We start from the raw sequence: 22,584 nt of genomic DNA, 5'->3' as shown, positions 1-22,584 counted from the left end.
TCGACCGTGCGCGACAGAGCGGTCGAGCGGATCGGAGCGCCGATCAGAGCGCCAGCTGCACCGCGGCCAGTCCCATCGCCGCGATCGCCGCCCACGACACCAGGGCGACGAGCAGCGCGCGCCACCCCGTCGTCACGAGCGCGCGCACCCGGACGGCACTGCCGAGCGCGAAGAGCGCCGCGGCGAGGAGCCAGGTCTGCGCGGTGTCGGCGGCGGCGAGCAGTCCCTCCGGCAGGGGGAGGAGCGTGCGCAGCAGCACCGCGGCGAGGAACCCGACCACGAACAGCGGCACGATCGCCGGGCGCGTCCCGCCGGTCCCGCCGCCGCGCCTCGTGACCGCCGCCGCCACCGCGACCATCGGCGCCAGCATGACCACTCGGGTGAGCTTCACCACGACCGCCACGGCCAGCGCCGACGCTCCCGCCACCTGGGCCGTCGCCACGACCTGGCCCACGTCGTGCACCGAGGCGCCGACCCAGTGCCCGAACTGCACGTCGGAGAGCCCGAGCGGCTGCTGCAGGGCGGGGAGCACCGCGATCGCGAGCGTGCCGCAGAGCGTCACCAGCGCGACCGGCGTCGCCTGCTCCTGCTCCTTCGCCCGGGTCGCGCCGGCCATCGCGCCGATCGCCGAGGCGCCGCAGATCGAGAAGCCGGCCGCGAGCAGCAGCGGCTCCTGCCCGGGCAGCCGGAGCGCCCGGCCCAGCGCCCAGGTCAGGCCGAAGGTGGTCAGGACGATCGCGACGACGACCAGGATCGCGCCCCAGCCCAGCGCAGCGATGTCGATCAGCGAGAGCTTCAGTCCGAGCAGGACGATGCCGGTGCGCATCAGCGAGCGGGACGAGAACTTCAGGCCCGGCGCCAGCGCCCCGCTCAGCAGGGGGCGCGCCGCGGGCAGCTGCGCCACGAGGATCCCGAGCGCGACCGCCGCGGTCAGCATCGGCACTGCCGGCACCGTCGCGTGCAGCAGGGCCGCGATCATCGCCGCGACGGCGCAGGCCGCGACGCCCGGGCCCAGCCGCCGGATCAGACCCACGAGGGCAGCCACATGTGGGCCTGCCAGAAGGCGAAGGAGGTCTGCGCGCCGATCCAGAGCGGCAGGAAGTAGGCCGTCAGCGCCGCCGCCGCCACCGCGAAGACGAGCACCACGAGGACGCCCCGGGTGCGCCGCCTCCGCTCGTCGCCCGGACTCCCGATCACGATCCCGGCCGTCAGCGCCAGCGCCAGCATCATGTAGGGCTCGAAGACGACGCAGTAGAACTGGAACACCGTGCGGTCGAGGTAGAGCAGCCACGGCAGGTAGCCCGCGACGATCCCCATCAGCACGAAGCCGGTGCGCCACTCCCGGTACCGCGCGAGCCGGTAGAGGAGGTACACCAGCGCCAGGACTCCGGCGTACCAGATGAGCGGATTGGCGACCGAGGTGATCGCCTCGTCGCAGCGTGCGGCGGTGCAGCCGTCGACGCCCGTCGCCTGGTCGACGAAGTACATGCTGGTCGGCCGGAGCATGAGCAGCCAGGTGAGCGGGTTCGCCTCGTAGGGGTGCGAGGCCCGCAGGTTGATCGAGTAGTCGTACATCTGCACGTGGTAGTGCCAGAGGCTCTGCGCCCAGTCCGGCACCCACGCCAGAGCCCCGGTCCAGGCGTTGCCGGGGGCCTCCGACGCCCACTGCCGGGCCCATCCGCCGGAGGTGCGCAGCCAGCCCGTCCAGGTGACGAGGTAGGCGATCAGGGCGATCGGCACGACCAGGAGGAAGGTGACCGGACCCTGCTTGAGGATCGCGCCGCTGCCCCAGAACGGCACGCCCGCGCGGCGCCGCATCAGCGCGTCGACGACCACCGCGTACACGCCGTACGCCGCGAGGAAGTAGACGCCCGTCCACTTCACGCCCGCGGCCAGGCCGAAGAGCACGCCGGCCGCGAGCAGCCAGGGCCGCCACCACAGGACCGGCCCCCAGCTCGGCAGCGCTCCCGCCGCCACCTTCCGCGCCAGCTGCAGGTCGGCCCAGCGCCGGTCCAGCAGCACCGCCGCGACCCCGCAGAGCGCGACGAACATCAGGATCCCGTCCAGGAGCGACACCCGCGACATCACGATCGCGTGGCCGTCGAGCGCGAGCATCAGCCCCGCGAAGGAGGAGAGGAGGGTGGAGCGGAACAGGAGGCGGCCGATCACGATCACCAGCGCGACGGCGAGGATCCCCACGACGGCGGTCGCGACGCGCCAGCCGACGCTGTCGTCCGCGCCGAACACGCCCATCCCGAGCCCGATGATCCATTTGCCCAGCGGCGGATGCACCACGAAGGACGGCGCCCCCGTGAAGGTGTCCACGTCGCCGGCCGCGAAGCCTGGGTCCGGGTTCTCGGGCCAGGCGCCCTCGAACCCGAGGTTCCAGAGGGTCCAGGCGTCCTTCACGTAGAAGGTCTCGTCGAACACGAGCGAGCGCGGGTGGCCGAGGTTCCACAGCCGCAGCACCGCGGCCAGGGCGACCACCAGCAGCGGCAGTCCGAGCTCGTACAGCCGGCGGCGCGCGGGGGAGGCGACGAGCCGGGTGTGCAGGTCGTCGAACCAGGAGCCGCGCGGCACGTCCGGGAGCGGGGTGCGCTCGCGCGGGGCGGACGCCTCGGCGGGCTCCACCGGGACCGAGCGCGCCGATCCCGCCGCGTCCAGGAGCAGGTCGTCGAAGTCGCGCTGCGGTCGGTCCGTCACCCGGCCATGCTAACGGGGCGCCTCCTCCCGGGACGGCGGCGATCCGCGGCGGGAGGCCCCGGACCCGGCCTGGGAGACTGGCGGCATGATCATCCTCGCCGGCACTCCCATCGGAAACCTCGGCGACGCCTCCCGCCGGCTCGTGGAGGCGCTGGGCTCCGCCCGCCACGTCGCCGCCGAGGACACGCGCGTGACCATCCAGCTGATGCGCGCCCTGGGCGTCGAGAACCGGCCCGCCCTCTACGCCCTGCACGACCACAACGAGCGCGAGCGCGCCGCCGAGCTGGTGGAGCTGGCCCGCGAGGAGGACCTGCTCGTGCTGAGCGATGCTGGCATGCCCACGGTCTCGGACCCGGGCTACCACCTGGTCGAGGCGGCGGTGGCGGCGGGAGTCGCGGTCACCGCGCTGCCCGGTCCCTCGGCGGTGCTCATGGCGCTCGCCGTGTCCGGGCTCCCGACGGATCGCTTCAGCTTCGAGGGGTTCCTGCCCCGCCGGCACGGCGAGCGGGTCTCGACCTTCCGGGCGCTCGTCGACGAGCGGCGCACCATGGTCTTCTTCGAGTCCCCGCACCGGATCGGCGACGCGCTCGCCGACCTGGTCGAGGCGATGGGCCCGGAGCGGCGCGTCGTCGTCTGCCGCGAGCTCACCAAGATGTTCGAGGAGGTCCGGCGCGGCACGGCGGCCGAGCTGGCCGAGTGGGCGGCCGACGGCCTGCGCGGCGAGATCTGCCTGGTCGTCGAGGGAGCCCCCGCGCGGGAGGCGTCGCTGGAGGACGCGCTGGCCGACGTGCTGGCCCGCGTCGAGGCCGGATCGCGGCTCAAGGAGGCGTCGGCCGAGGTCGCCGAGATCACCGGGCTCTCCCGCCGCGCGCTCTACGAGGCGGCGCTCGCCTCCCGCCGCGGCTGAGGGCTCCCTCCCCGGCGGCGACCGCGGCCGGTCGTCCACAGCGTCCGTCACACGCCGGGAGCGGTGCCGCACGGTGAATAGGATGGTCGCCATGTCCGACGGCGCCTCCTTCTACCTCACGACCCCGATCTTCTACGTGAACGACGTCCCGCACATCGGGCACGCGTACACCGAGGTCGCCGCCGACGTGCTCACCCGCTGGCACCGCCAGGCGGGCGACGACACCTGGCTGCTGACCGGCACCGACGAGCACGGCCAGAAGATCCTCCGCACCGCCACCGCCAACGGCACGACCCCCCAGGAGTGGGCCGACCGCCTCGTGAGGACCGCCTGGCAGCCGCTGCTCGAGACCATCGACATCGCCAACGACGACTTCATCCGCACCACGGACGCGCGGCACGAGGTCAACGTCCAGAAGTTCCTGCAGAAGCTGTACGACGAGGACGCGATCTACACCGGCGAGTACGAGGGCTACTACTGCGTGGGCTGCGAGGAGTACAAGCAGCTGTCCGACCTCGAGGAGGGCACCGGCGACTACGACGGCCAGTACGTCTGCAAGATCCACTCGAAGCCGGTCGAGCTGCTGAAGGAGAAGAACTACTTCTTCAAGATGAGCGAGTACACCGAGCGGCTGCTCGCGCTCTACGAGGAGCGGCCCGACTTCGTCCAGCCCGAGTCGGCGCGCAACGAGGTCGTCAGCTTCGTCCGCCAGGGCCTGGCCGACCTGTCGATCTCGCGCTCCAGCTTCGACTGGGGCGTGAAGGTCCCGTGGGACGACTCGCACGTGGTCTACGTCTGGTTCGACGCGCTGCTCAACTACATCACCGCGGTCGGCTACGGCCAGGACGAGGCGGAGTTCGAGCGCCGCTGGCCGGCGACCCACATCGTCGGCAAGGACATCCTGCGGTTCCACGCGGTGATCTGGCCCGCCATGCTCATGGCCGCGGGCCTCGAGGTCCCCCGGCAGGTGTTCGGCCACGGCTGGCTGCTGGTCGGCGGCGAGAAGATGTCGAAGTCGAAGCTCACCGGCATCGCGCCCGAGCAGATCACCGACACCTTCGGCTCCGACGCCTTCCGCTACTACTTCCTCCGGGCCATCACCTTCGGCCAGGACGGCTCGTTCTCGTGGGAGGACCTGTCGGCGCGCTACCAGTCCGAGCTCGCGAACGGCTTCGGCAACCTCGCCTCGCGGGTCGTCGCGATGCTGCACCGCTACTACGACGGCGTCGTGCCCGCGCCGGGCGAGCCGACCGAGGCGGAGGAGCGAGTGCAGCGCACCGTCGCCGAGGCCGCAGCGTCGGCCGACCGGTCGATCGACGCGCTCGCGATCCACGACGCGATCACCGCCGTGTGGAGCATCGTCGAGGAGCTCAACGGCTACATCACCGAGCAGGAGCCGTGGGCACTGGCCAAGCGCGAGGAGCGGGAGCGCCTCGGCACGGTGCTCTACACCGCGACGGAGGGGCTCCGCGCCCTGGCCGTGCTGCTCTCGCCGGTCGTGCCGCGCGCGACGGCGTCCCTCTGGGAGGCGCTCGGCGTGACGGAGTCGCTGGGCGCCCTCACCGCCCAGCCGATCCGCGAGGCGGGCCGGTGGGGAGTCCTCCCCGTCGGCACCACCGTCGGCACGCTCGCCGCGCTCTTCCCGCGCATCGAGGCTCCCGCGTCCTGACGGCCGCGCCTCGAATTGTGGACCGAGCAGCCGAGCGGTGCGGAGTCGCCGACGGAGGATCCGCAGGAGAGTGCCCGATGACCGCGATCCGACCGCGGGGGGCCGGGTGCGAGCGGCCCTTCGCTCCGTGGACGGCGGGGCGCTGATGGCGCGCGAGGTCCTCGACGCTCTCGGGCAGGCGGCCGAGCTCACCCGGCGCCACGTCGGGCACCCCGAGCGCGCCGCCGCGCTCGCCCTGCGCCTGCACCGGGTGACCGCTCCGACCGAGCTCGTCTACACCCGGTTCCCGCCGACCCTCAGCCTGGTGCTGGCCGGCCGGAAGCGCTCTGTGGTCGGCGACTCCGACGAGCGGTGGGGCGCCGGCCGCTTCCTGATCACCCCCGTCGACCTGCCGGTGGTGGCGGCCGTCGTGGAGACCGGCGACCGCGGCGACTTCCTGTCGGCCAACTGGCATCTCGACCCGCTCGTGGTGGCCGAGATCGCGGCGCTCGCCCCCCGGACGGCCCCGCGGGCTCCCGCCCCGCGGATCGGCACGGTCACGGAGGAGATGGCCGACTCGCTGCGCCGACTCTTCCGTCTGCTCGACGCCCCCGCCGACATCCCGGTGCTGGCCCCCGCGATCACGCGCGAGCTCGTGCTGCGGCTGCTGCAGACGGACCAGGCGCCCCGGCTGCTCGCCGCGTCCATCACCGTCCGCTCGGAGGCCGTCTCCCGTGCGGTCGAGGCGATGAGCGCGTCGCTCTCGCGCGGCTGGACCCTCGGCGCGCTCGCCGCGGAGGCGGGCACCAGCGTGCCCACGCTCACCCGCCGCTTCCGCGAGCTGACCGGGATGTCGCCGCTGGGCTACCTGCGGCGGCTCCGCCTGGGGGAGGCCAGGAGACTGCTCCTGGTCCGGGGCGACACCGCCGCGCAGGCCGCGGCCGCGGTCGGCTACGCGAGCGCGTCGCACTTCGGGCGCGACTACCGCCGCGCCTACGAGACGACCCCCGCGGCCGACGCCGCGCTCCACCCCGGGCCGCTCGTCCAGATCCACTGAGCGGCGGGCGCTGTCGCGGGGACTCCGAGCGGCGCGTGACGCGGCATCAGACGCGGGCGCCGACGATCCCTCCGTCGACGTCGAGCGTCGTGCCGTGGACGTACGAGGCCTCGTCCGAGACGAGCCAGCGCACGGCCAGGGCGATCTCGTCCGGACGTCCGGGCCGGCCGGCGGGGGCGGACGCGGTCATCTGCTCCAGGATCGCCGCGGCGTGCTCGTTGCCGGGCGCGACGGCGACCACGCGCACGCCGCTCGGGCCGTACTCGGCCGCCCACGCCCGCGTGAGGTGCTCCAGCGCCGCCTTGGTCGCGGGGTAGAGCGCGGTCCCGGGCGTTCCCACCCGTCCCATCCACGAGGTGATGTTGACGACCACTCCGCTCCCGCGCTCGGCCATGGCCGGGGCGATCGCCGCGACGAGCTGGTGCGGCACGCGGATGTTCGTGGTGAGGAGGGACTCGACGTCGGCGTCGCTGAGGTCGGCGGTCGGCCCCACCGGGAACACTCCGGCGTTGTTGACGAGGACGTCGATCCGCCCGTCGAGGAGGGTCAGCGCCCGGGCGGCGACGGCGCGGGTCTCCTCCGGCGTGCCCGCGAGGTCGGCGACGAGCGCGGAGGCGGTGCCCCCGACGGCGCGGATGCCGCGGACGACGGACCCGACCCGCTCGGGGTCGCGTCCGTGCACGAGGACGTGAGCGCCGGCCCCGGCGAGCCGGCGGGCGATGGCCGCGCCGATCCCGCTCGAGGATCCGGTGACGAGGGCGTGGCGCCCGGCGAGGGAGCCGGGTGCGGAAGGGGCGAGGAGCTCGGTGTCTGTCATGGCTCCAGCCTCCCGGCGGCGCGGGAGGCGGGCTGTCCCGATCCGATCGGGTGCTGACCCGATCCGCTCAGGGCGCCTCAGCGGCCGCCTCTCGGCCCTCGTCCACCCGGGACTCCGGTCCGCGCGAGCCCTCCCGGTAGCCTGGAGCGCATGACCGACAGCCAGCACGTCCGCTCCCGCGAGGCCTCGTCCGGCCGCGACCTGACGTACCCGCCGCTGCCCGAGGCGCTCGTCGTCCCCGTCTACGACAACCACACGCACCTCGAGATCGCCGACGGCCTCGAGCCGCTCGACCACCGCGAGCAGCTCGACCGGGCCTCCACCGTCGGGGTCCGCGGCGTCGTCCAGGTCGGCACGGACGTCGAGACGAGCCGCTGGTCGGCCGAGCAGGCGGCGAGCGAGCCGCGCATGCTGGCCGCCGTCGCGATCCACCCCAACGAGGCGCCCGAGCTGGAGCAGCGCGGCGAGCTCGACGCCGCCCTCGCCGTGATCGCCGAGCTGGCGGAGCAGCCGCGGGTGCGCGCCATCGGCGAGACCGGGCTCGACTTCTTCCGCACCGGCGAGAGCGGCCGCGCCGCGCAGTTCCGCTCCTTCGAGGAGCACATCCGCATCGCGAAGGAGCACGACCTCGCGCTGCAGATCCACGACCGCGACGCGCACCGCGAGGTCATCGACACCCTGCGCCGCGTCGGCGCCCCCGAGCGCACCGTCTTCCACTGCTTCTCCGGGGACGCGGAGATGGCGCGGATGTGCACGGACGAGGGCTGGTACCTCTCCTTCGCCGGCACCGTGACGTTCAAGAACGCCGAGCCGCTGCGGGAGGCGCTCGTCGCGACCCCGCGGCACCTCATCCTGGTCGAGACCGACGCGCCGTACCTCACTCCGTCGCCCTTCCGCGGCCGCCCGAACGCGCCCTACCTCCTCCCGCACACCCTGCGCTCGATGGCCGCGACCCTCGAGACCGACGTCGGCCACCTGGCCGCGACGATCGCCTCGAACACGGAGGCCGTGTACGGCGAGTGGGGCGGCGAGGTCGGCTCCGAGCCGACGGAGCCGGTCGGACCCCTCGCATGAGCGGCCGCCACGCCGCCGAGCCGACGGCCGCCGCGATCCCGCGCCTGCTCGGCCCGGCCGAGATCCGCGACCTCGCCGGCCTGCTCGACGTCACGCCGACCAAGAAGCTCGGCCAGAACTTCGTGCACGACGCCAACACGGTCCGCCGCATCGTCAAGCTCGCTCGGGTGCGCCCGGGGGAGACCGTCGTCGAGATCGGCCCCGGCCTCGGATCGCTGACCCTCGGCCTGCTCGAGGCGGGCGCGCAGGTCGTGGCCGTCGAGATCGACGGGCGCCTCGCCGAGCAGCTGCCGCGCACCGTCGAGCTGATGGCGCCGGGCGCCGATCTCGCGGTCGTGCACGCCGACGCGATGAAGGTGCTCGACCTGCCGGGGGAGCCGGTCCGGCTCGTCGCCAACCTCCCGTACAACATCTCGGTGCCGGTGCTCCTGCACTTCCTCGAGCACTTCGCCAGCATCCGGTCCGGAGTGGTGATGGTGCAGTCCGAGGTCGGGCACCGGCTCGCCGCCGGTCCCGGCTCCAAGGTCTACGGCGGCCCGAGCGTCAAGGCGGCGTGGTTCGGCTCCTGGACGACGGGCGGCGCGGTCTCGCGTCAGATCTTCTGGCCGGTGCCGAACGTCGACAGCGTGCTCGTCGCGTTCGACCGCGGCGAGGAGCCGGGCGACGAGACCCTGCGCCGCGCCGTCTTCGCGGTCGTCGACGCGGCGTTCGCGCAGCGGAGGAAGATGCTCCGCCAGTCGCTCGCGACCCTCTTCGGCGACAGCGCCGCGGCGATCGTCGCGCTCGAGCGGGCCGGCGTCCCGCAGACCGCGCGCGGCGAGGAGCTGGACGTCGCCGCCTTCGTCCGCCTGGGCCGCGAGCTCGATCCGGCGCGGGTCCCCGTGCGCGGCGCGGCGGTGCCCGACGGGTCGCTGGCGGAGACCGACGGGGACGACGCGGACGGCGACGGGGAGCCCGCCCCGGGTGCGGACGAGGGCGCCTCCGCCACCCTGTAGCGTGGATGCATGGCCCACCGCGCGACGTCGAACCGGGTCCACGCGCGGGCGCCAGGCAAGATCAACGTGTTCCTCAAGGTCGGCGCCGTGCGCGACGACGGGTACCACGAGCTGGCCACCGCGTTCCAGTCGCTCTCCCTCTACGAGGACGTGTTCGCGGAGGAGGCGGCCGACTTCTCGGTCTCCTTCTCGGGCACGATCGACACCTCCCGCCTGGCCGTCGACGGCTCCAACCTCGCGATCAAGGCGGCTCGGGCGCTCGCCCGGGCGACCGGCTACCGCGGCGGCGTGCACCTCGAGATCGAGAAGAACGTCCCCATCGCCGGCGGCATGGGCGGCGGCTCGGCCGACGCAGCCGCGACCCTGCTCGCCTGCGACGCGCTCTGGGGCACGGCGTGCACGAGGGAGCAGCTGCTCGGCATCGCCGCGAGCCTCGGCGCCGACGTCCCCTTCTCCTTCACCGGCGGCACCGCGATCGGGGTCGGCCGAGGCGACGAGCTGAGCCCGGCGCTCGCCAAGGGCCGCTTCGAGTGGGTGCTGGTCCTCTCGGAGGAGGGCCTGTCGACCCCCGAGGTCTACAGCGAGCTCGACCGGCACCGCGAGCGCCACCTGCACGACTTCCGCCCGATCTCGGCGACCCCCGCCATCGATCCCAACGTGCTGCAGGCCCTCCGCGCCGGCGACGCCGCCATGCTCGCCGACGCGATGCACAACGACCTGCAGGCGCCGGCGCTGCACCTGCAGCCAGGGCTCGCCCGCATCCTCGAGCTCGGCGAGGGCCGCGGAGCGCTCGGCGGCCTCGTCTCGGGGTCCGGCCCGACCGTCGCGTTCCTCGCTCCGGACGCCGATGCGGCGGCCGACCTGCAGCGCGAGCTGAGCTCCGCGCGGCTGAGCGCCGTGCGGGTGTCCGGCCCGGTCCACGGGGCTCGCCTGCTCTCGACCTAGTCGCGGAGGCGGTGCCTCCGGAGCGGGGCCCGCGAGCCTCGCGCCCGGCGCCCTCCACAGACGGTCCGCAGAGAAGTTCCGACCTCGTGGCTTAGAGTGCCGCTCATGTCCCGCCGAGCCACCCTCTTCGCGATCCTCTCCGGGATCGTGGCCGCCGTCGTCGCCCTCGCGGCCGCCGAGGTCGTCGCGGTCTTCACCGGAGCGGGCGGCAGTCCGCTGGTCGCGGTCGGCGGCTTCGTCATCGACATCGTGCCCCCGGGCGTGAAGGACACGGTCATCGCGCTCTTCGGCACCGGCGACAAGCTCGTGCTGCTGGTCTCGATCGGCCTCGCGATCGCGCTGCTGGCCGTCGGCGCGGGAGTCCTCGAGTACCGCCGCCCGCCGTTCGGCGTGCTGCTGCTGGCCGTCGTCGCGGGCGCCGGTGCGCTCGCCGCCGTCAGCCGCGAGGGCGCCTCCGGGATCGACGCGGCGCCGAGCGTCGTGGGCATGGTGGCCGGTGCCGCGGTGCTGCGCTCGGCCTCCGTCCGCCTCCGCGGCTGGCAGGAGGAGCGCGAGAGCGACTCCCCGGACCGCCGGTCGTTCCTCCGCCTGGTCGGGATCGCCGGAGTCGCCGCGGTCGCCGCCGGCATCGGCGCCCGCTTCCTCACGTCCGCCTCCGCCGCCGTCACCGCCGTGCGCGAGGCCGTGTCCCTGCCGGCTCCCGCCTCGGCCGCCGCGCCCGTCCCGGCGGGCGCCGTGCTCGACGACATCGACGGCATCAGCTCCTACGTCACTCCCAACTCCTCGTTCTACCGGATCGACACCGCGCTCTCGGTGCCGTCGGTCGAGCCCGCCGACTGGTCGCTGAAGATCACCGGCATGGTGGAGGAGGAGATCGAGATCACCTGGGACGAGCTGCTCGCACTGCCGCTCGAGGAGCACCTGGTCACCCTGTCCTGCGTGTCCAACGAGGTCGGCGGCGACCTGATCGGCACCGCCCTCTGGCTGGGCTACCCGATCCGCGAGCTGCTGGCCCGGGCCCGGCCGACCGCCGGCGCCGACATGGTGCTCTCGCGGAGCATCGACGGCTTCACCGCCTCCAGCCCGCTCGACGTGCTGCTGGACGAGGACCGCGCGAGCCTGCTCGCCGTCGGGATGAACGGCGAGCCGCTTCCGGTCGAGCACGGCTTCCCCGTCCGGATGGTCGTCCCCGGCCTCTACGGCTACGTCTCGGCGACGAAGTGGGTCGTCGAGCTGAAGGTCACGACCTTCGCGGAGGACCTGGCCTACTGGTCGACGCGCGGCTGGACCGAGCGCGGGCCGATCAAGATCGAGTCGCGGATCGATGTGCCGCGCCAGGGCCAGCCCGTCGAGGCGGGGACGGTCGCCGTGGCGGGAGTCGCCTGGGCGCCGCACACCGGCATCGCGAAGGTGGAGGTGCAGATCGACGGCGGCGCCTGGCAGGAGGCGCGCCTCGCCGAGCAGGTCACCGCGGACACGTGGATCCAGTGGGTCCTCGAGTGGGACGCGACGGTCGGCGACCACGTCGTGACCGTGCGCGCCACCGACGCGGACGGCACGGTGCAGACCACGGTCGAGCGCCCGCCCGCTCCCGACGGTGCCACGGGACTGCACCGCCGCTCGGTGTCCGTCTCGGAGCCGGCACCCGCGGGCTGAGGTCCGGGGGCCGCGACCCGGCCGCACTGTGATCGACCCGCGGCGGACCGCTCAGGCGGCACCGCCTAGGCTGGATCCCTATGGCACATCTGCTGGGCGCCGAGGCGCTGCGACTCGAGTACCCCACACGCGTGATCTTCGACGACGTCTCCCTGGGGATCGAGGAGGGCGACCGCATCGGGATCGTCGGACGCAACGGCGACGGCAAGTCGACCCTCCTGCGCCTGCTCGCGCAGCGCATCGAGCCGGACAGCGGCCGCGTCACGCACCGCCGCGGCGTCACGCTCGGGATGCTCGACCAGGCCGACACGGTCGACGAGGACCTCACCGTCGCCCAGGCCGTCGTCGGCGGGCTCCAGGAGCACGAGTGGGCGGGCGACGCGCGCACCCGAGACGTGATCGCGGGCCTGCTGCGCGACGTCCCCTGGGACGGAGTGGTCGGCTCCCTCTCGGGCGGCCAGCGGCGCCGGGTCGCCCTCGCGAAGCTGCTCGTCGGCGACTGGGACGTCGTCTTCCTCGACGAGCCCACCAACCACCTCGACGTCGAGGGCATCGCCTGGCTCGCCGAGCACCTCAAGCGCCGCTGGGCGGCGTCGTCGGGCGGGCTCGCGGTCGTCACCCACGACCGGTGGTTCCTCGACGAGATCTGCACCGCCACCTGGGAGGTGCACGACCGCCTCGTCGAGCCGTTCGAGGGCGGGTACGCGGCGTACATCCTGCAGCGCGTCGAGCGCGACCGGATGGCGTCGACCATGGAGGCCAAGCGCCAGAACCTGATGAAGAAGGAGCTCGCCTGGCTCCGGCGCGGCGCCCCCGCCCGCACGGCCAAGCCCAAGTTCCGGATCGACGCCGCGAACCAGCTGATCGAGGACGAGCCCCCGGTGCGCGACTCGGTCTCGCTCTCGCAGCTCGCCGTCTCGCGCCTGGGCAAGGACGTCGTCGACCTGCTCGACGTCACCGTCCGCTACGGCGAGCGGACCGTCCTCAACCGCATCGAGTGGCGGATCGCGCCCGGCGAGCGCACCGGCATCCTGGGCGTGAACGGCGCCGGCAAATCGACCCTCCTCGGCCTGGTCGCGGGCAGCGTGGAGCCGACGAGCGGCCGGGTGAAGCGCGGCACCACCGTGCGCGTCGCGATTCTCGACCAGCAGCTGCGCGAGCTGACCGGTGTCCAGCACCGGCCCGTCCGCGAGATCATCGCGGAGCAGCGCACCAGCTACTCCATCGGCGGCAAGGAGATGACTCCGGGCCAGCTGCTCGAGCGGCTCGGCTTCTCGAGCGCGCAACTCTCGACGCCGGTGAAGGACCTCTCGGGCGGTCAGCGCCGGAGGCTCCAGCTCCTGCTCATCCTGCTCAGCGAGCCCAACGTGCTGATCCTCGACGAGCCGACCAACGACCTCGACACCGACATGCTCGCCGCGATCGAGGACCTGCTCGACTCCTGGCCGGGCACCCTCCTCGTCGTCTCGCACGACCGGTACCTGCTCGAGCGCGTCACCGACCAGCAGTACGCCGTGATGGACGGCGCGTTCCGCCACCTGCCCGGCGGAGTCGAGCAGTACCTCGATCTGCGCCGCGCGCTCGAGAAGGGCGCGCCCGCGGGGGCCTCGTCGGGCTCCTCCTCCGCCGCGCCGGCGTCGAGCGGGCTCGCGGGGGCCGAGCGCCGCACCGCCGAGAAGGAGGTGTCGGCGATCGACCGGCGCCTGCACAAGCTCACGCAGCTGACGAAGACCGTGCACGAGAAGATGGCGACGCACGACCAGGACGACTACGACGGCATCCTGGCGCTCAACGCCTCGCTCCGCGCCTACGAGGACGAGGCGGCAGAGCTCGAGATGCGCTGGCTGGAGCTCTCGGAGCAGCTCGAGGGCTGACGCCGCTCTCCTCCGCGGCGCCGGCAGCTGTCCCGTACCGCCTGGGCGGGACGCTGTCGTGAGCCTGGGCCGACCGGCTCAGCCGAAGTCGAGGGAGAGCTTGCGGAGGAGCTGCGCCAGCCGCTCCTGCTGGGCGTGGGTGAGCGCGCCGAGCAGCTCCTGCTCCGCGTCGACCAGGCGGGTGATCGCCGCGTCGACCCGGGCGAGTCCCGACGGCGTCATCTGCACCAGCACGCCGCGCCCGTCGTTCGGGTCGTCGAGGCGCTCGACCAGGTCGCGCTCGACCAGCCGGTCGATGCGGTTGGTCATGGTGCCGCTGGTGACCATGGTCGCCTGGAGGAGCTGCTTGGGGCTCATCCGGTAGGGCGCGCCCGCGCGCCGCAGCGCGGAGAGCACGTCGAACTCCCACGTCTCGAGCTCCGACCGGCCGAAGGCGCTGCCGCGCGCGCGCTCGAGCTGCTTGGCCAGCCGGCGCATCCGCGAGAAGACCTGGAGCGGCGTGAAATCGAGATCGGGCCGCTCCCGGACCCAGGCGTCGACGATCCCGTCGACCTCGTCATTCGCACTCACCCGTCCATTGTGGCGGCTGGGCGGCTCGGGGGACGCCGGGAGGCGGACGGGCCGGGAGGCCCCCGCCTCCCGGGCCGCCGTCGCCCGCCCGAGCGGCGGCCGCCCGCGCCCGAGGCGGGGCCGGGGGCGCGGGGATGGCAGGATGGACGGCGCGCGATCGCGCGGTCCGCCATGGTGTAACGGCAGCACGGCAGCCTTTGGAGCTGTCCGGTCCAGGTTCGAATCCTGGTGGCGGAGCGGCACCAGGACGGTGCGCTCACGGAGGAGAACGCGAAGAACATGGCAGACAGCACGCTCGCCGTCGTGATCCTGGCGGCAGGCCAGGGCACCCGCATGAAGTCCCGCACCCCGAAGGTCCTGCACCGCCTCGCCGGGAGGCCGCTGCTCGGGCACGTGCTCGACACGGCCGCCTCGCTCGACGCGGCGCACGTCGTCACCGTGGTGCGCCACGAGCGCGACCGGGTCTCCGAGGCCGTCCTCGAGCACACGCCCTCCGCGCTGGTGGTGGACCAGGACGAGACGCCCGGCACCGGCCGCGCGGTCGAGCAGGGCCTCGCGGCGCTCCCGGAGACCTTCGCCGGCACGGTCGTCGTGCTGAGCGCCGACGTCCCGCTGCTGGACGCGCCGACCCTCCGCCGCCTGCTCGACGAGCACCTCGCCGCGGCGAACGCGCTCACCATGCTCTCCTGCGTGCTCGAGGATCCGACCGGCTTCGGCCGGATCGTCCGCGGCGCCGACGGAGCCTTCGCCTCCATCGTGGAGCAGAAGGACGCCAGCCCCGACGAGCTCGACCTCACCGAGATCAACGCCGGCGTCTACGCCTTCGACGCCGCCGCGCTCCGCTCGGTCATCGGCGCGATCGGCACCGAGAACGCCCAGCGGGAGAAGTACCTCACCGACGCCGCCGCCGCGCTCAAGGCCGCCGGCCGCGCGATCGAGGCCGTCCCCGTGCAGGACCGCTGGCTCGTGGCCGGGATCAACGACCGCGCCCAGCTCGCCGACGCGGCGGTCGAGCTCAACGCGCGCATCGTGCGCCGCTGGCAGCTCGAGGGCGTCACGATCCAGGACCCGGCGACCACCTGGATCGACGTGGACGCGGTCCTCGCCCCGGACGTCGAGATCCTCCCGGGCACGCAGATCAAGGGCCCGACCGTCATCGCCACCGGCGCGGTCATCGGCCCGGACACCACGCTCGACTCCTGCGAGGTCGGCGAGGACGCGGTCGTGAAGCGCTCCGACGCGACGCTCGCCGTGATCGGCGCGAAGGCCCAGGTCGGCCCGTTCTCGTTCCTCCGCCCCGGCACCGTGCTCGGCGCCCGCGGCAAGATCGGCACCTACGTCGAGACCAAGAACGCCGTCATCGGCGAGGGATCGAAGGTCCCGCACCTCTCCTACGTCGGCGACGCGGTCATCGGCGAGGAGTCGAACATCGGCGCCGGCTCGATCTTCGCCAACTACGACGGGGTGAGCAAGGCGTCCTCCGTGGTGGGCTCGCACGTGCGTGCGGGGTCGCACAACGTCTTCGTCGCCCCCGTTAGAATCGGTGACGGAGCGTACACGGGCGCCGGCACGGTCATCCGCAAGGACATCCCCGCCGGAGCCCTCGGGATCACCGTCGCTCCGCAGCGCAACATGGCCGGGTGGGTGCAGACCCACCGTCCGGGCACCGCAGCGGCCGACGCCGCCGAGGCGGCCCTGGCGTCGGATCCCACCGGATCCGACCAGGCGCCCACCGGAGGAAGCGGAGCACAGTGACCGGCATCACCGCCAGCAACAAGAAGAGCCTGGTCCTCGTCTCGGGGAGGGCGCATCCGGCACTGGCGGAAGCGGTCGCCGCCGAGCTCGGGACCGAGCTCGTCACGACCGAGGGGCGCACCTTCGCCAACGGCGAGCTCTACGTCCGCTACGGCGAGTCGGTCCGCGGAGGCGACGTGTTCGTCCTCCAGTCGCACACGTCCCCGATCAACGAGTGGCTGATGGAGCAGCTGATCATGGTCGACGCGCTCAAGCGCGCCTCCGCCAAGCGGATCACCGTGGTCGCCCCGTTCTACCCCTACGCGCGCCAGGACAAGAAGGGCCGCGGCCGCGAGCCGATCTCGGCCCGCCTCGTCGCCGACCTCTTCAAGGCGGCGGGAGCCGACCGGATCATGTCGGTCGACCTCCACGCGGCGCAGATCCAGGGCTTCTTCGACGGCCCCGTCGACCACCTCTTCGCGATGCCGGTGCTGCTCGAGCACTTCCGCGAGAAGCTCGACCCCTCGACCCTCACCATCGTCTCGCCCGACATGGGCCGCGTCCGCGTCGCCGACATCTGGAGCGACAAGCTCGGCGTCCCGCTGGCGATCATCCACAAGCGCCGCGACCCGAAGGTCGCCAACCAGGTCTCCGTCCACGAGATCGTCGGCGAGGTGAAGGGCCGCGTCTGCCTCCTCGTCGACGACCTCATCGACACCGGGCGCACCATCGCGAAGGCGGCCGAGGCGCTGAAGAAGGCGGGCGCGATCGGCGTGGTCGTCGCGGCCACCCACGCCGTCTTCTCGGACCCGGCGGTCGAGCTCCTGAGCTCCGAGTTCATCGACTCGGTCGTCGTCACCGACACCCTGCCGCTGCCGGCGGAGAAGACCTGGGACCGCCTGACGATCCTGCCCATCGCTCCGCTGCTGGCCCGCGCCATCCACGAGGTCTTCGACGACGGCTCCGTGACGTCGATGTTCGACGGCGACGCGTAGGACCCCGCGCCCCGGGTGCGTCCTGCACCGCGCCCCCGGGTCCCGCCCCGGCTCCACCGCCTAGGGTGAGGCCGTGCCCCAGCGTTCGGATGCGACCCTCGCCCTGGCGGCGGTCTTCCTGGTCTGGTCGCCGGCCGCCGCCGCGGCGGGCTGGTGGCTGCTCCTCGGGCTCGCTGTCGCTGCGGCCGCCGCGGCCCTGAGCGCCGTCGCCGATGCCGGGCGCACCGTCCACGACGGCCCCTCCTCCGAGTGGCTCGGGATCGTCGGGCGCGCCTTCGCCTCGGCCGCGCTGGCCCTGACCGCGGCCCAGTCGGTCCTCGGGGGAGCGGCCCGGCCCCTGGCCGTCCTGCTGCTCGTGGCCGTCGCGCTCTTCGGCCTGCGCGGCGGGCGCCTCCCCGTCCGCCCGGTCCTGCTCCTCGTCGGTGCGGTCGTCGTTCTGCTGGCCGCCGCCGCCGTGCTCGTGCTGGTATCCCCTCCCGACCCCGCGCCGCTCGACCCTCTGCGCGACGGAGGGCCGCTGGGAGCCGGCACCGCCGCGGCGCTGCTCCTGATCCTCCTGCCGACGTCCCGCTCCGGCGCGGTGACGGCTCTCCACCCCGCCCTGCTGCGCATCGGGATCGCCACGGCGGCCGCCGCCGCGCTCGGCACCGGTCTGCTCCTGGCGGCCGGTCCCGAGGTCCTCGCGTCCTCGGAGGCCCCCCTGAGCGCTGTCACCCTAGGCTCGCCAGCGTCCGGGCTCGTCGGGGCCGCCGCGGTGATTGCGGTCCTGCTCGCGCTCCTCGACCTCGGGAGGAGGGATGCGCGCGCCCTCGTCCGTCTCGCCGACGCGGGGGAGATCCCGGCGGTGCTCGCCGCCAGGAACCGCAGGACCGGCGTGCCCGCGGCGGCCCAGCTCGTCCTCTGCCTGGTCGCCGTGCTCGCGGTCGTGATCCTCGACGCCGACGCGCTGCTCGCCTTCGCCGTGGCCGCTCTGCTGGTGGCGACCATCGTGCGGCGCCTCGACCACGGAGCGGCCGGGGCGAGCGGCCCCGCCCTCGCGTCGGCCGCGGTCTCGCTGCTGCTCCTGCTCGCCCTCCCGGCGGCCACGGCGGCCGCCGCAGCGGTGCTCCTGGCGGCGCTCCTGATCGCGCGGGCGTTCCGGACCTGAGGGGTCAGCCGGCCCGGGCGTCGAGCGCGTGCTCGGAGGGCCGGACGCCACCGCCTGGGTGCGCTGACGACAGGGGAGCTCCCTCCGCGACGAGGAAGGCGCCCCCGCCCGAGGATCCGTGGATCCTGCGGGCGGGGGCGCCTTCCCGTGCGACGCGGGTCAGTGCGTGGAGGGGTCCTGCTCGACCTCGGTGCGGTCGCCCGACCACAGCGTGTGGAAGGTGCCCTCCTTGTCGACGCGCTTGTAGGTGTGCGCCCCGAAGAAGTCGCGCTGGCCCTGCACGAGAGCGGCCGGGAGGCGCTTGGAGGCGAGCGAGTCGTAGTACGACAGCGCGGCGCCGAAGCCGGGGATCGGCACGCCCGAGAGCGCGGCGGTCGAGACGATGCGGCGCCAGGCGGCCTCGCCGTTGGCGACGGCCTCGGCGAAGTACGGGTCCTCGAGGAGGGTCGTGATGCCGGCGTTCTCGTCGTAGGCGTCGACGATGCGGTTGAGGAACTGGGCCCGGATGATGCAGCCCGCGCGCCAGATCTTGGCGACCGCTCCCTTGTCGATCTCCCAGCCGTACTTCTCGGCTCCGGCGATGATCGCGTCGAAGCCCTGCGAGTAGGCGACGACCTTGGAGGCGTAGAGCGCGGCGCGCACGTCGTCCTCGAAGCCCTCGTACTTCTCGACCGGGGTCGGGCGCGAGGTGACGCGGGCCTGCACGGCCTCGCGCTGCTCCGGGTGGGAGGACACGGCGCGGGCGAAGACGGCCTCGGCGATGCCGCCGACGGGGACGCCGAGGTCGAGCGCGTTCTGCACGGTCCAGACGCCGGTGCCCTTCGAGCCGGCCTGGTCGAGGACGACGTCGATGAAGGGATTGCCGGTGTCGGCGTCGACCTGGCGGAGCACCTCGGCGGTGATCTCGATGAGGTACGACTCGAGGTCGCCCTTGTTCCAGGCGTCGAAGACCTCGGCGATGGCGGCGGGCTCGTGTCCGCCGACGGTGCGGAGCAGGTCGTACGCCTCGGCGATGAGCTGCATGTCGGCGTACTCGATGCCGTTGTGGATCATCTTGACGAAGTGGCCGGCTCCGTCGGTGCCGATGTGCGTGACGCAGGGCTCGCCCTCGGCGACCGCGGCGATCGACGAGAGGATCGGGCCGAGGGTCCTGTAGGACTCGACCGAGCCGCCGGGCATGATCGACGGGCCCTTGAGCGCGCCCTCCTCGCCGCCGGAGATGCCGGTGCCGACGAAGTGGATGCCGGTCTCGCGGACGGCCTTCTCGCGGCGGATGGTGTCGGTGAAGAGCGCGTTGCCGCCGTCGACGATGATGTCGCCGGGCTCGAAGACCTTCGTCAGCTGCTCGATCACGGCGTCGGTGCCGCGGCCGGCCTGGACCATGATGATCGCGGTGCGCGGGGTGGCGAGCGAGGCGGCGAAGTCCTCGATGGTCTCGGACGCGACGAAGCCCGCCTCCGGGTGCTCCGTGATGAGGGTCTCGGTGCGGCCGTAGGAGCGGTTGAACACCGCGACCGTGTTGCCCTCGCGGCTGGCGAGGTTGCGGGCGAGGTTCGAGCCCATCACCGCCAGACCGACGACTCCGATGTTGGCTGTGGCGGTGGGCTTGTCAGACACGGTTCTCCTCGACGTTCGCGTTCAGGGGCGAGCCCAGGCTAGCCCCGGGTCGCTCCGGGGAGCCCGGGTCCGAGCCGTCTCCCGGCTGCACATCGGTCGTGCGGCGCGCGCACGGTCTTGCGCGCGCCGCACGACCGCGACCGGAACCGGTCAGGCGCCGTGGCCGAGGGGGACGCGCTCCGACGGGATCGGCGGCGGCGGGGGAGTGCCGTCGCCGAACGGGCGGCCGCCGAGCTCCCCGCGGTGCGAGGGGACGAGCCAGCCGGAGAGGTCCGGGCCCTTGGGGACGACGCCGGTCGGATTGATGTCCCGCTGTACCTCGTAGTAGTGCGACTTGATGTGGGTGAAGTCGATCGTGTCGCCGAACCCCGGAGTGGCGAACAGGTCGCGCGCGTAGCCCCAGAGCGCGGGCATCGCCGACAGCAGGTTCCGGTTGGCCTTGAAGTGGCTGTAGTAGACGGCGTCGAAGCGGGCGAGCGTCGTGAAGAGCCGCACGTCCGCCTCGGTGATGGTGTCGCCGACCAGGTAGCGGCGGGTGCTCAGCCGCTCCTCCAGCCAGTCCAGCCGCGCCCAGAGGCGGTCGTAGGCCCGGTCGTAGGAGCGCTGCGAGCCGGCGAAGCCGCACTTGTAGACGCCGTTGTTCACGTCGTGGAAGACCAGCTCGGCGATCTCGTCGATCTCCTCGCGGTGCTCCTCGGGGTAGAGGTCGGGGGCGCCGTCGCGGTGGAACGCGGTCCACTCGGTGGAGAAGTCGAGCGTCATCACCGGGTAGTCGTTGGTGACGACCTGGCCGCTCGGGATGTCCACGAGGGCCGGGACGGTGATCCCGCGCGGGTAGTCGGGGAAGCGGGCGAAGAACGCGTCCTGGAGGCGGGGGATGCCCAGCACCGGGTCGACGCCGCCCGGATCGAGGTCGAAGGTCCAGCTGCGCTTGTCGTGCGTCGGCCCGCAGATGCCCATCGAGAGGGCGTCCTCGAGACCGAGCAGGCGCCGCACGATCACGGCGCGGTTCGCCCACGGGCAGGCGCGGGAGACGACGAGGCGGTAGCGCCCCGCCTCCACCGGGTACCCGTCGCGGCCGTCGGCGGTGATCCGCGTCGGGATGTAGTTCGTGTCGCGGTGGAAGCCGTTCTTCTCGACGTAGGAGCCGAAGTCGTCGCTCGTCATACCCGCACGGTAGGCGGTCCGCCTGGACGTCCGGCTCCGAGTCCGGCGGCGACCGCCTGCTGGCGGGCGGCCGCGATGCCGGGTAGGATCGGCAGCTGAACTTCGGCGAGGGATGCACGTGCATCCGTGATCGACGCGGTGGAAGCAGGCGAGGCCCCCACGGGGCGCCACGGACTTCTCCTCACGCTGACATGCGTTCGAGTCGACAAACCGTCCGTGGCCGCAGGCCACGACCCGATCCGGTGGCGTGCGCGCCGCCCAAGGAGAACATCATGGCTGAACTGACCAACAAGGTCGTCGTCGAGGTCCGCACCTCGTTCGGCAAGGGCGCCGCCCGCAAGATCCGCGCGCAGGACAAGATCCCCGCGGTCCTCTACGGCCACGGCACCGAGCCCCAGCACCTCACCCTCCCGGGCCACCAGGTGCTCCTGCTCACCCGCAAGGCGAACGCGATCCTCGAGCTCGACATCGAGGGCACCGCGCAGACGACGCTGGTGAAGGACATCCAGCGCGACCCGGTGCGCCAGATCATCGAGCACATCGACCTCGTCGTCATCAACAAGGGCGAGAAGGTCGAGGTGGACATCCCCGTGCACGTCGAGGGCGACGCCGCTCCCGGCACCCTCGTCTCGATCGAGTCGAACACCCTCTCGCTCGAGGTCGACGCCACGCGCATCCCGCAGAACATCGTCGTCTCCGTCGAGGGCCTCGAGGCCGGCACGCAGATCACCGCCGCCGACGTCACGCTCCCCGAGGGCGCCACGCTGGTCACCGACGCCGAGGTGCTCATCGTCAACGTCACCGCCGAGGTCGAGCAGGACCTGGGCGAGGACGACGAGACCCCGGCCTCGGGCGACGTCGTCGCCGAGACCGCGGAGTAGTCCGCACCACCCCGGGAACGGGCCCGCTCGCAGCCGCGGCGGGCCCGTTCCGCGTCCGGCGGGGGAGCCCCTCCGCCGCCCCCGAGGAAGAGGAACGACATGGGTGACACCTGGCTGGTCGTCGGACTGGGCAACCCGGGCGCGCAGTACGCGCGCAACCGGCACAACGTCGGCCAGATGGTGCTCGACGAGCTCGCGACGCGGATCGGCGGCTCGTTCCGCCGGCACAACCGCGCCAACGCCGTGGTCGCCGAGGGCTTCCTCCGCCCGGGCGGACCGAAGCTCGTGCTGGGCAAGCCCAACAGCTTCATGAACCTCTCCGGCGGGCCGACGGCGCAGCTGCTCGACTTCTACTCGGTCGACCCGGCGCACCTGATCGTCGTGCACGACGAGCTCGACATCCCCTTCGACACCCTGCGCCTCAAGCAGGGCGGCGGTCACGGAGGGCACAACGGCATCCGCGACATCCTCGCGGCGACCGGAGGAGCCGAGTTCCTGCGCGTGCGGGTCGGCATCGGCCGCCCGCCGGGCCGCCAGCAGGCCGCCGACTTCGTGCTGAAGGACTTCGCCGGCCCGGAGCGCGAGGCGCTCCCGATCCTGGTCTCGGACGCCGCCGACGCCGTCGAGCTCATCGCCGACTCCGGCCTCTCCGCCGCCCAGCTGAAGTTCCACACCAGCGCCTGACCCGCCCTCCACCGAGGGGACCCCGGACGGCGAGGGAGACCGCAGCCCCGGGCTTCCTCGACGGTTCGGGTTTCCCTCGGCGGTCGGCCCGCGGGGCGGCCGTAAACTGGATC

19 protein-coding genes and 1 tRNA gene are annotated in these 22,584 nt (G+C 73.3%); 14 read left to right on the top strand and 6 right to left on the bottom strand.

What is annotated here, in order from left to right; all coding sequences use genetic code 11:
• Positions 1-43 precede the first annotated feature (43 nt).
• The gene (locus tag C5C49_RS08710; RefSeq protein WP_258068423.1) at positions 44-1,033 is read right to left on the bottom strand and encodes a YeiH family protein; all 990 of its coding nucleotides are present in this window, start codon (positions 1,031-1,033) and stop codon (positions 44-46) included.
• A complete protein-coding gene (locus C5C49_RS08705; RefSeq protein WP_258068422.1) occupies positions 1,024-2,703 on the bottom strand; it encodes a dolichyl-phosphate-mannose--protein mannosyltransferase in 1,680 nt (559 codons plus the stop codon). Before C5C49_RS08705 ends, C5C49_RS08710 begins: the two co-directional genes overlap by 10 nt.
• A gap of 85 nt (positions 2,704-2,788) precedes the next feature.
• Here C5C49_RS08705 and rsmI point away from each other — a divergent pair, with 85 nt between their 5' ends.
• From rsmI to C5C49_RS08685, 3 genes are all read left to right on the top strand, one after another.
• Entirely contained in the window at positions 2,789-3,610 is an 822-nt protein-coding gene (gene rsmI / locus C5C49_RS08695; RefSeq protein WP_104226923.1) for a 16S rRNA (cytidine(1402)-2'-O)-methyltransferase, read from the top strand.
• Between the two features lie 91 nt (positions 3,611-3,701).
• Complete coding sequence (gene metG / locus C5C49_RS08690) at positions 3,702-5,279, top strand: methionine--tRNA ligase (RefSeq protein WP_104345957.1); 1,578 nt, start codon at positions 3,702-3,704, stop codon at positions 5,277-5,279.
• A 70-nt stretch (positions 5,280-5,349) separates the two neighbouring features.
• The gene (locus C5C49_RS08685) at positions 5,350-6,315 is read left to right on the top strand and encodes an AraC family transcriptional regulator (RefSeq protein ID WP_258068421.1); all 966 of its coding nucleotides are present in this window, start codon (positions 5,350-5,352) and stop codon (positions 6,313-6,315) included.
• 46 nt (positions 6,316-6,361) lie between these two features.
• Here the strand turns inward: C5C49_RS08685 and C5C49_RS08680 are convergent, their stop codons facing one another.
• Positions 6,362-7,132 carry an SDR family NAD(P)-dependent oxidoreductase gene (locus C5C49_RS08680; RefSeq protein WP_104345956.1) on the bottom strand — a complete coding sequence of 257 codons (771 nt, stop codon included), beginning with the start codon at positions 7,130-7,132 and terminating at the stop codon, positions 6,362-6,364.
• Between the two features lie 150 nt (positions 7,133-7,282).
• Here C5C49_RS08680 and C5C49_RS08675 point away from each other — a divergent pair, with 150 nt between their 5' ends.
• The 5 genes from C5C49_RS08675 (at position 7,283) to C5C49_RS08655 (ending at position 13,676) form a co-directional block, all read left to right on the top strand.
• Positions 7,283-8,206 carry a TatD family hydrolase gene (locus C5C49_RS08675; protein ID WP_104276383.1) on the top strand — a complete coding sequence of 308 codons (924 nt, stop codon included), beginning with the start codon at positions 7,283-7,285 and terminating at the stop codon, positions 8,204-8,206.
• Positions 8,203-9,201, top strand: a complete 999-nt coding sequence (gene rsmA, locus C5C49_RS08670) for a 16S rRNA (adenine(1518)-N(6)/adenine(1519)-N(6))-dimethyltransferase RsmA (RefSeq protein WP_181073461.1) — start codon at positions 8,203-8,205, stop codon at positions 9,199-9,201. Before C5C49_RS08675 ends, rsmA begins: the two co-directional genes overlap by 4 nt.
• A 9-nt stretch (positions 9,202-9,210) precedes the next feature.
• Positions 9,211-10,146, top strand: a complete 936-nt coding sequence (locus tag C5C49_RS08665; RefSeq protein WP_104345955.1) for a 4-(cytidine 5'-diphospho)-2-C-methyl-D-erythritol kinase — start codon at positions 9,211-9,213, stop codon at positions 10,144-10,146.
• Positions 10,147-10,251: 105 nt separating this feature from the next.
• Positions 10,252-11,802 carry a molybdopterin-dependent oxidoreductase gene (locus C5C49_RS08660; protein ID WP_104345954.1) on the top strand — a complete coding sequence of 517 codons (1,551 nt, stop codon included), beginning with the start codon at positions 10,252-10,254 and terminating at the stop codon, positions 11,800-11,802.
• An 80-nt stretch (positions 11,803-11,882) separates the two neighbouring features.
• Entirely contained in the window at positions 11,883-13,676 is a 1,794-nt protein-coding gene (locus C5C49_RS08655; RefSeq protein ID WP_104345953.1) for an ABC-F family ATP-binding cassette domain-containing protein, read from the top strand.
• A 78-nt stretch (positions 13,677-13,754) separates the two neighbouring features.
• Here C5C49_RS08655 and C5C49_RS08650 read toward each other — a convergent pair whose 3' ends face one another.
• A complete protein-coding gene (locus C5C49_RS08650; RefSeq protein WP_104222340.1) occupies positions 13,755-14,246 on the bottom strand; it encodes a MarR family winged helix-turn-helix transcriptional regulator in 492 nt (163 codons plus the stop codon).
• Between the two features lie 165 nt (positions 14,247-14,411).
• On the opposite strand from C5C49_RS08650, the gene C5C49_RS08645 reads away from it, so the two are divergent.
• From C5C49_RS08645 to C5C49_RS08630, 4 genes are all read left to right on the top strand, one after another.
• Positions 14,412-14,483, top strand: a tRNA-Gln gene (locus C5C49_RS08645).
• A gap of 42 nt (positions 14,484-14,525) precedes the next feature.
• Entirely contained in the window at positions 14,526-16,001 is a 1,476-nt protein-coding gene (glmU, locus tag C5C49_RS08640; RefSeq protein ID WP_104345998.1) for a bifunctional UDP-N-acetylglucosamine diphosphorylase/glucosamine-1-phosphate N-acetyltransferase GlmU, read from the top strand.
• Complete coding sequence (locus C5C49_RS08635; RefSeq protein ID WP_104250639.1) at positions 15,998-16,975, top strand: ribose-phosphate diphosphokinase; 978 nt, start codon at positions 15,998-16,000, stop codon at positions 16,973-16,975. Before glmU ends, C5C49_RS08635 begins: the two co-directional genes overlap by 4 nt.
• Before the next feature lie 73 nt (positions 16,976-17,048).
• Positions 17,049-18,122 carry a hypothetical protein gene (locus C5C49_RS08630; RefSeq protein ID WP_104345952.1) on the top strand — a complete coding sequence of 358 codons (1,074 nt, stop codon included), beginning with the start codon at positions 17,049-17,051 and terminating at the stop codon, positions 18,120-18,122.
• Between the two features lie 159 nt (positions 18,123-18,281).
• Here the strand turns inward: C5C49_RS08630 and gndA are convergent, their stop codons facing one another.
• Both gndA and C5C49_RS08620 read right to left on the bottom strand, forming a co-directional pair.
• A complete protein-coding gene (gene gndA, locus C5C49_RS08625; RefSeq protein WP_104233684.1) occupies positions 18,282-19,739 on the bottom strand; it encodes an NADP-dependent phosphogluconate dehydrogenase in 1,458 nt (485 codons plus the stop codon).
• 150 nt (positions 19,740-19,889) lie between these two features.
• A complete protein-coding gene (locus tag C5C49_RS08620) occupies positions 19,890-20,906 on the bottom strand; it encodes a glutathione S-transferase family protein (RefSeq protein ID WP_104250641.1) in 1,017 nt (338 codons plus the stop codon).
• Between the two features lie 272 nt (positions 20,907-21,178).
• On the opposite strand from C5C49_RS08620, the gene C5C49_RS08615 reads away from it, so the two are divergent.
• Positions 21,179-21,787: a 50S ribosomal protein L25/general stress protein Ctc gene (locus tag C5C49_RS08615; protein ID WP_104345951.1), complete on the top strand. Its 609-nt coding sequence runs from the start codon at positions 21,179-21,181 to the stop codon at positions 21,785-21,787.
• Between the two features lie 99 nt (positions 21,788-21,886).
• Entirely contained in the window at positions 21,887-22,471 is a 585-nt protein-coding gene (gene pth / locus C5C49_RS08610; protein WP_104233681.1) for an aminoacyl-tRNA hydrolase, read from the top strand.
• Positions 22,472-22,584 lie beyond the last annotated feature (113 nt).

Origin of the sequence: Rathayibacter sp. AY1E2 (assembly GCF_002932325.1) — a bacterium.
In the GTDB taxonomy this organism is placed as follows: Bacteria; Actinomycetota; Actinomycetes; order Actinomycetales; family Microbacteriaceae; genus Rathayibacter.
This window is presented reverse-complemented; position numbering and strand designations above follow the sequence as displayed.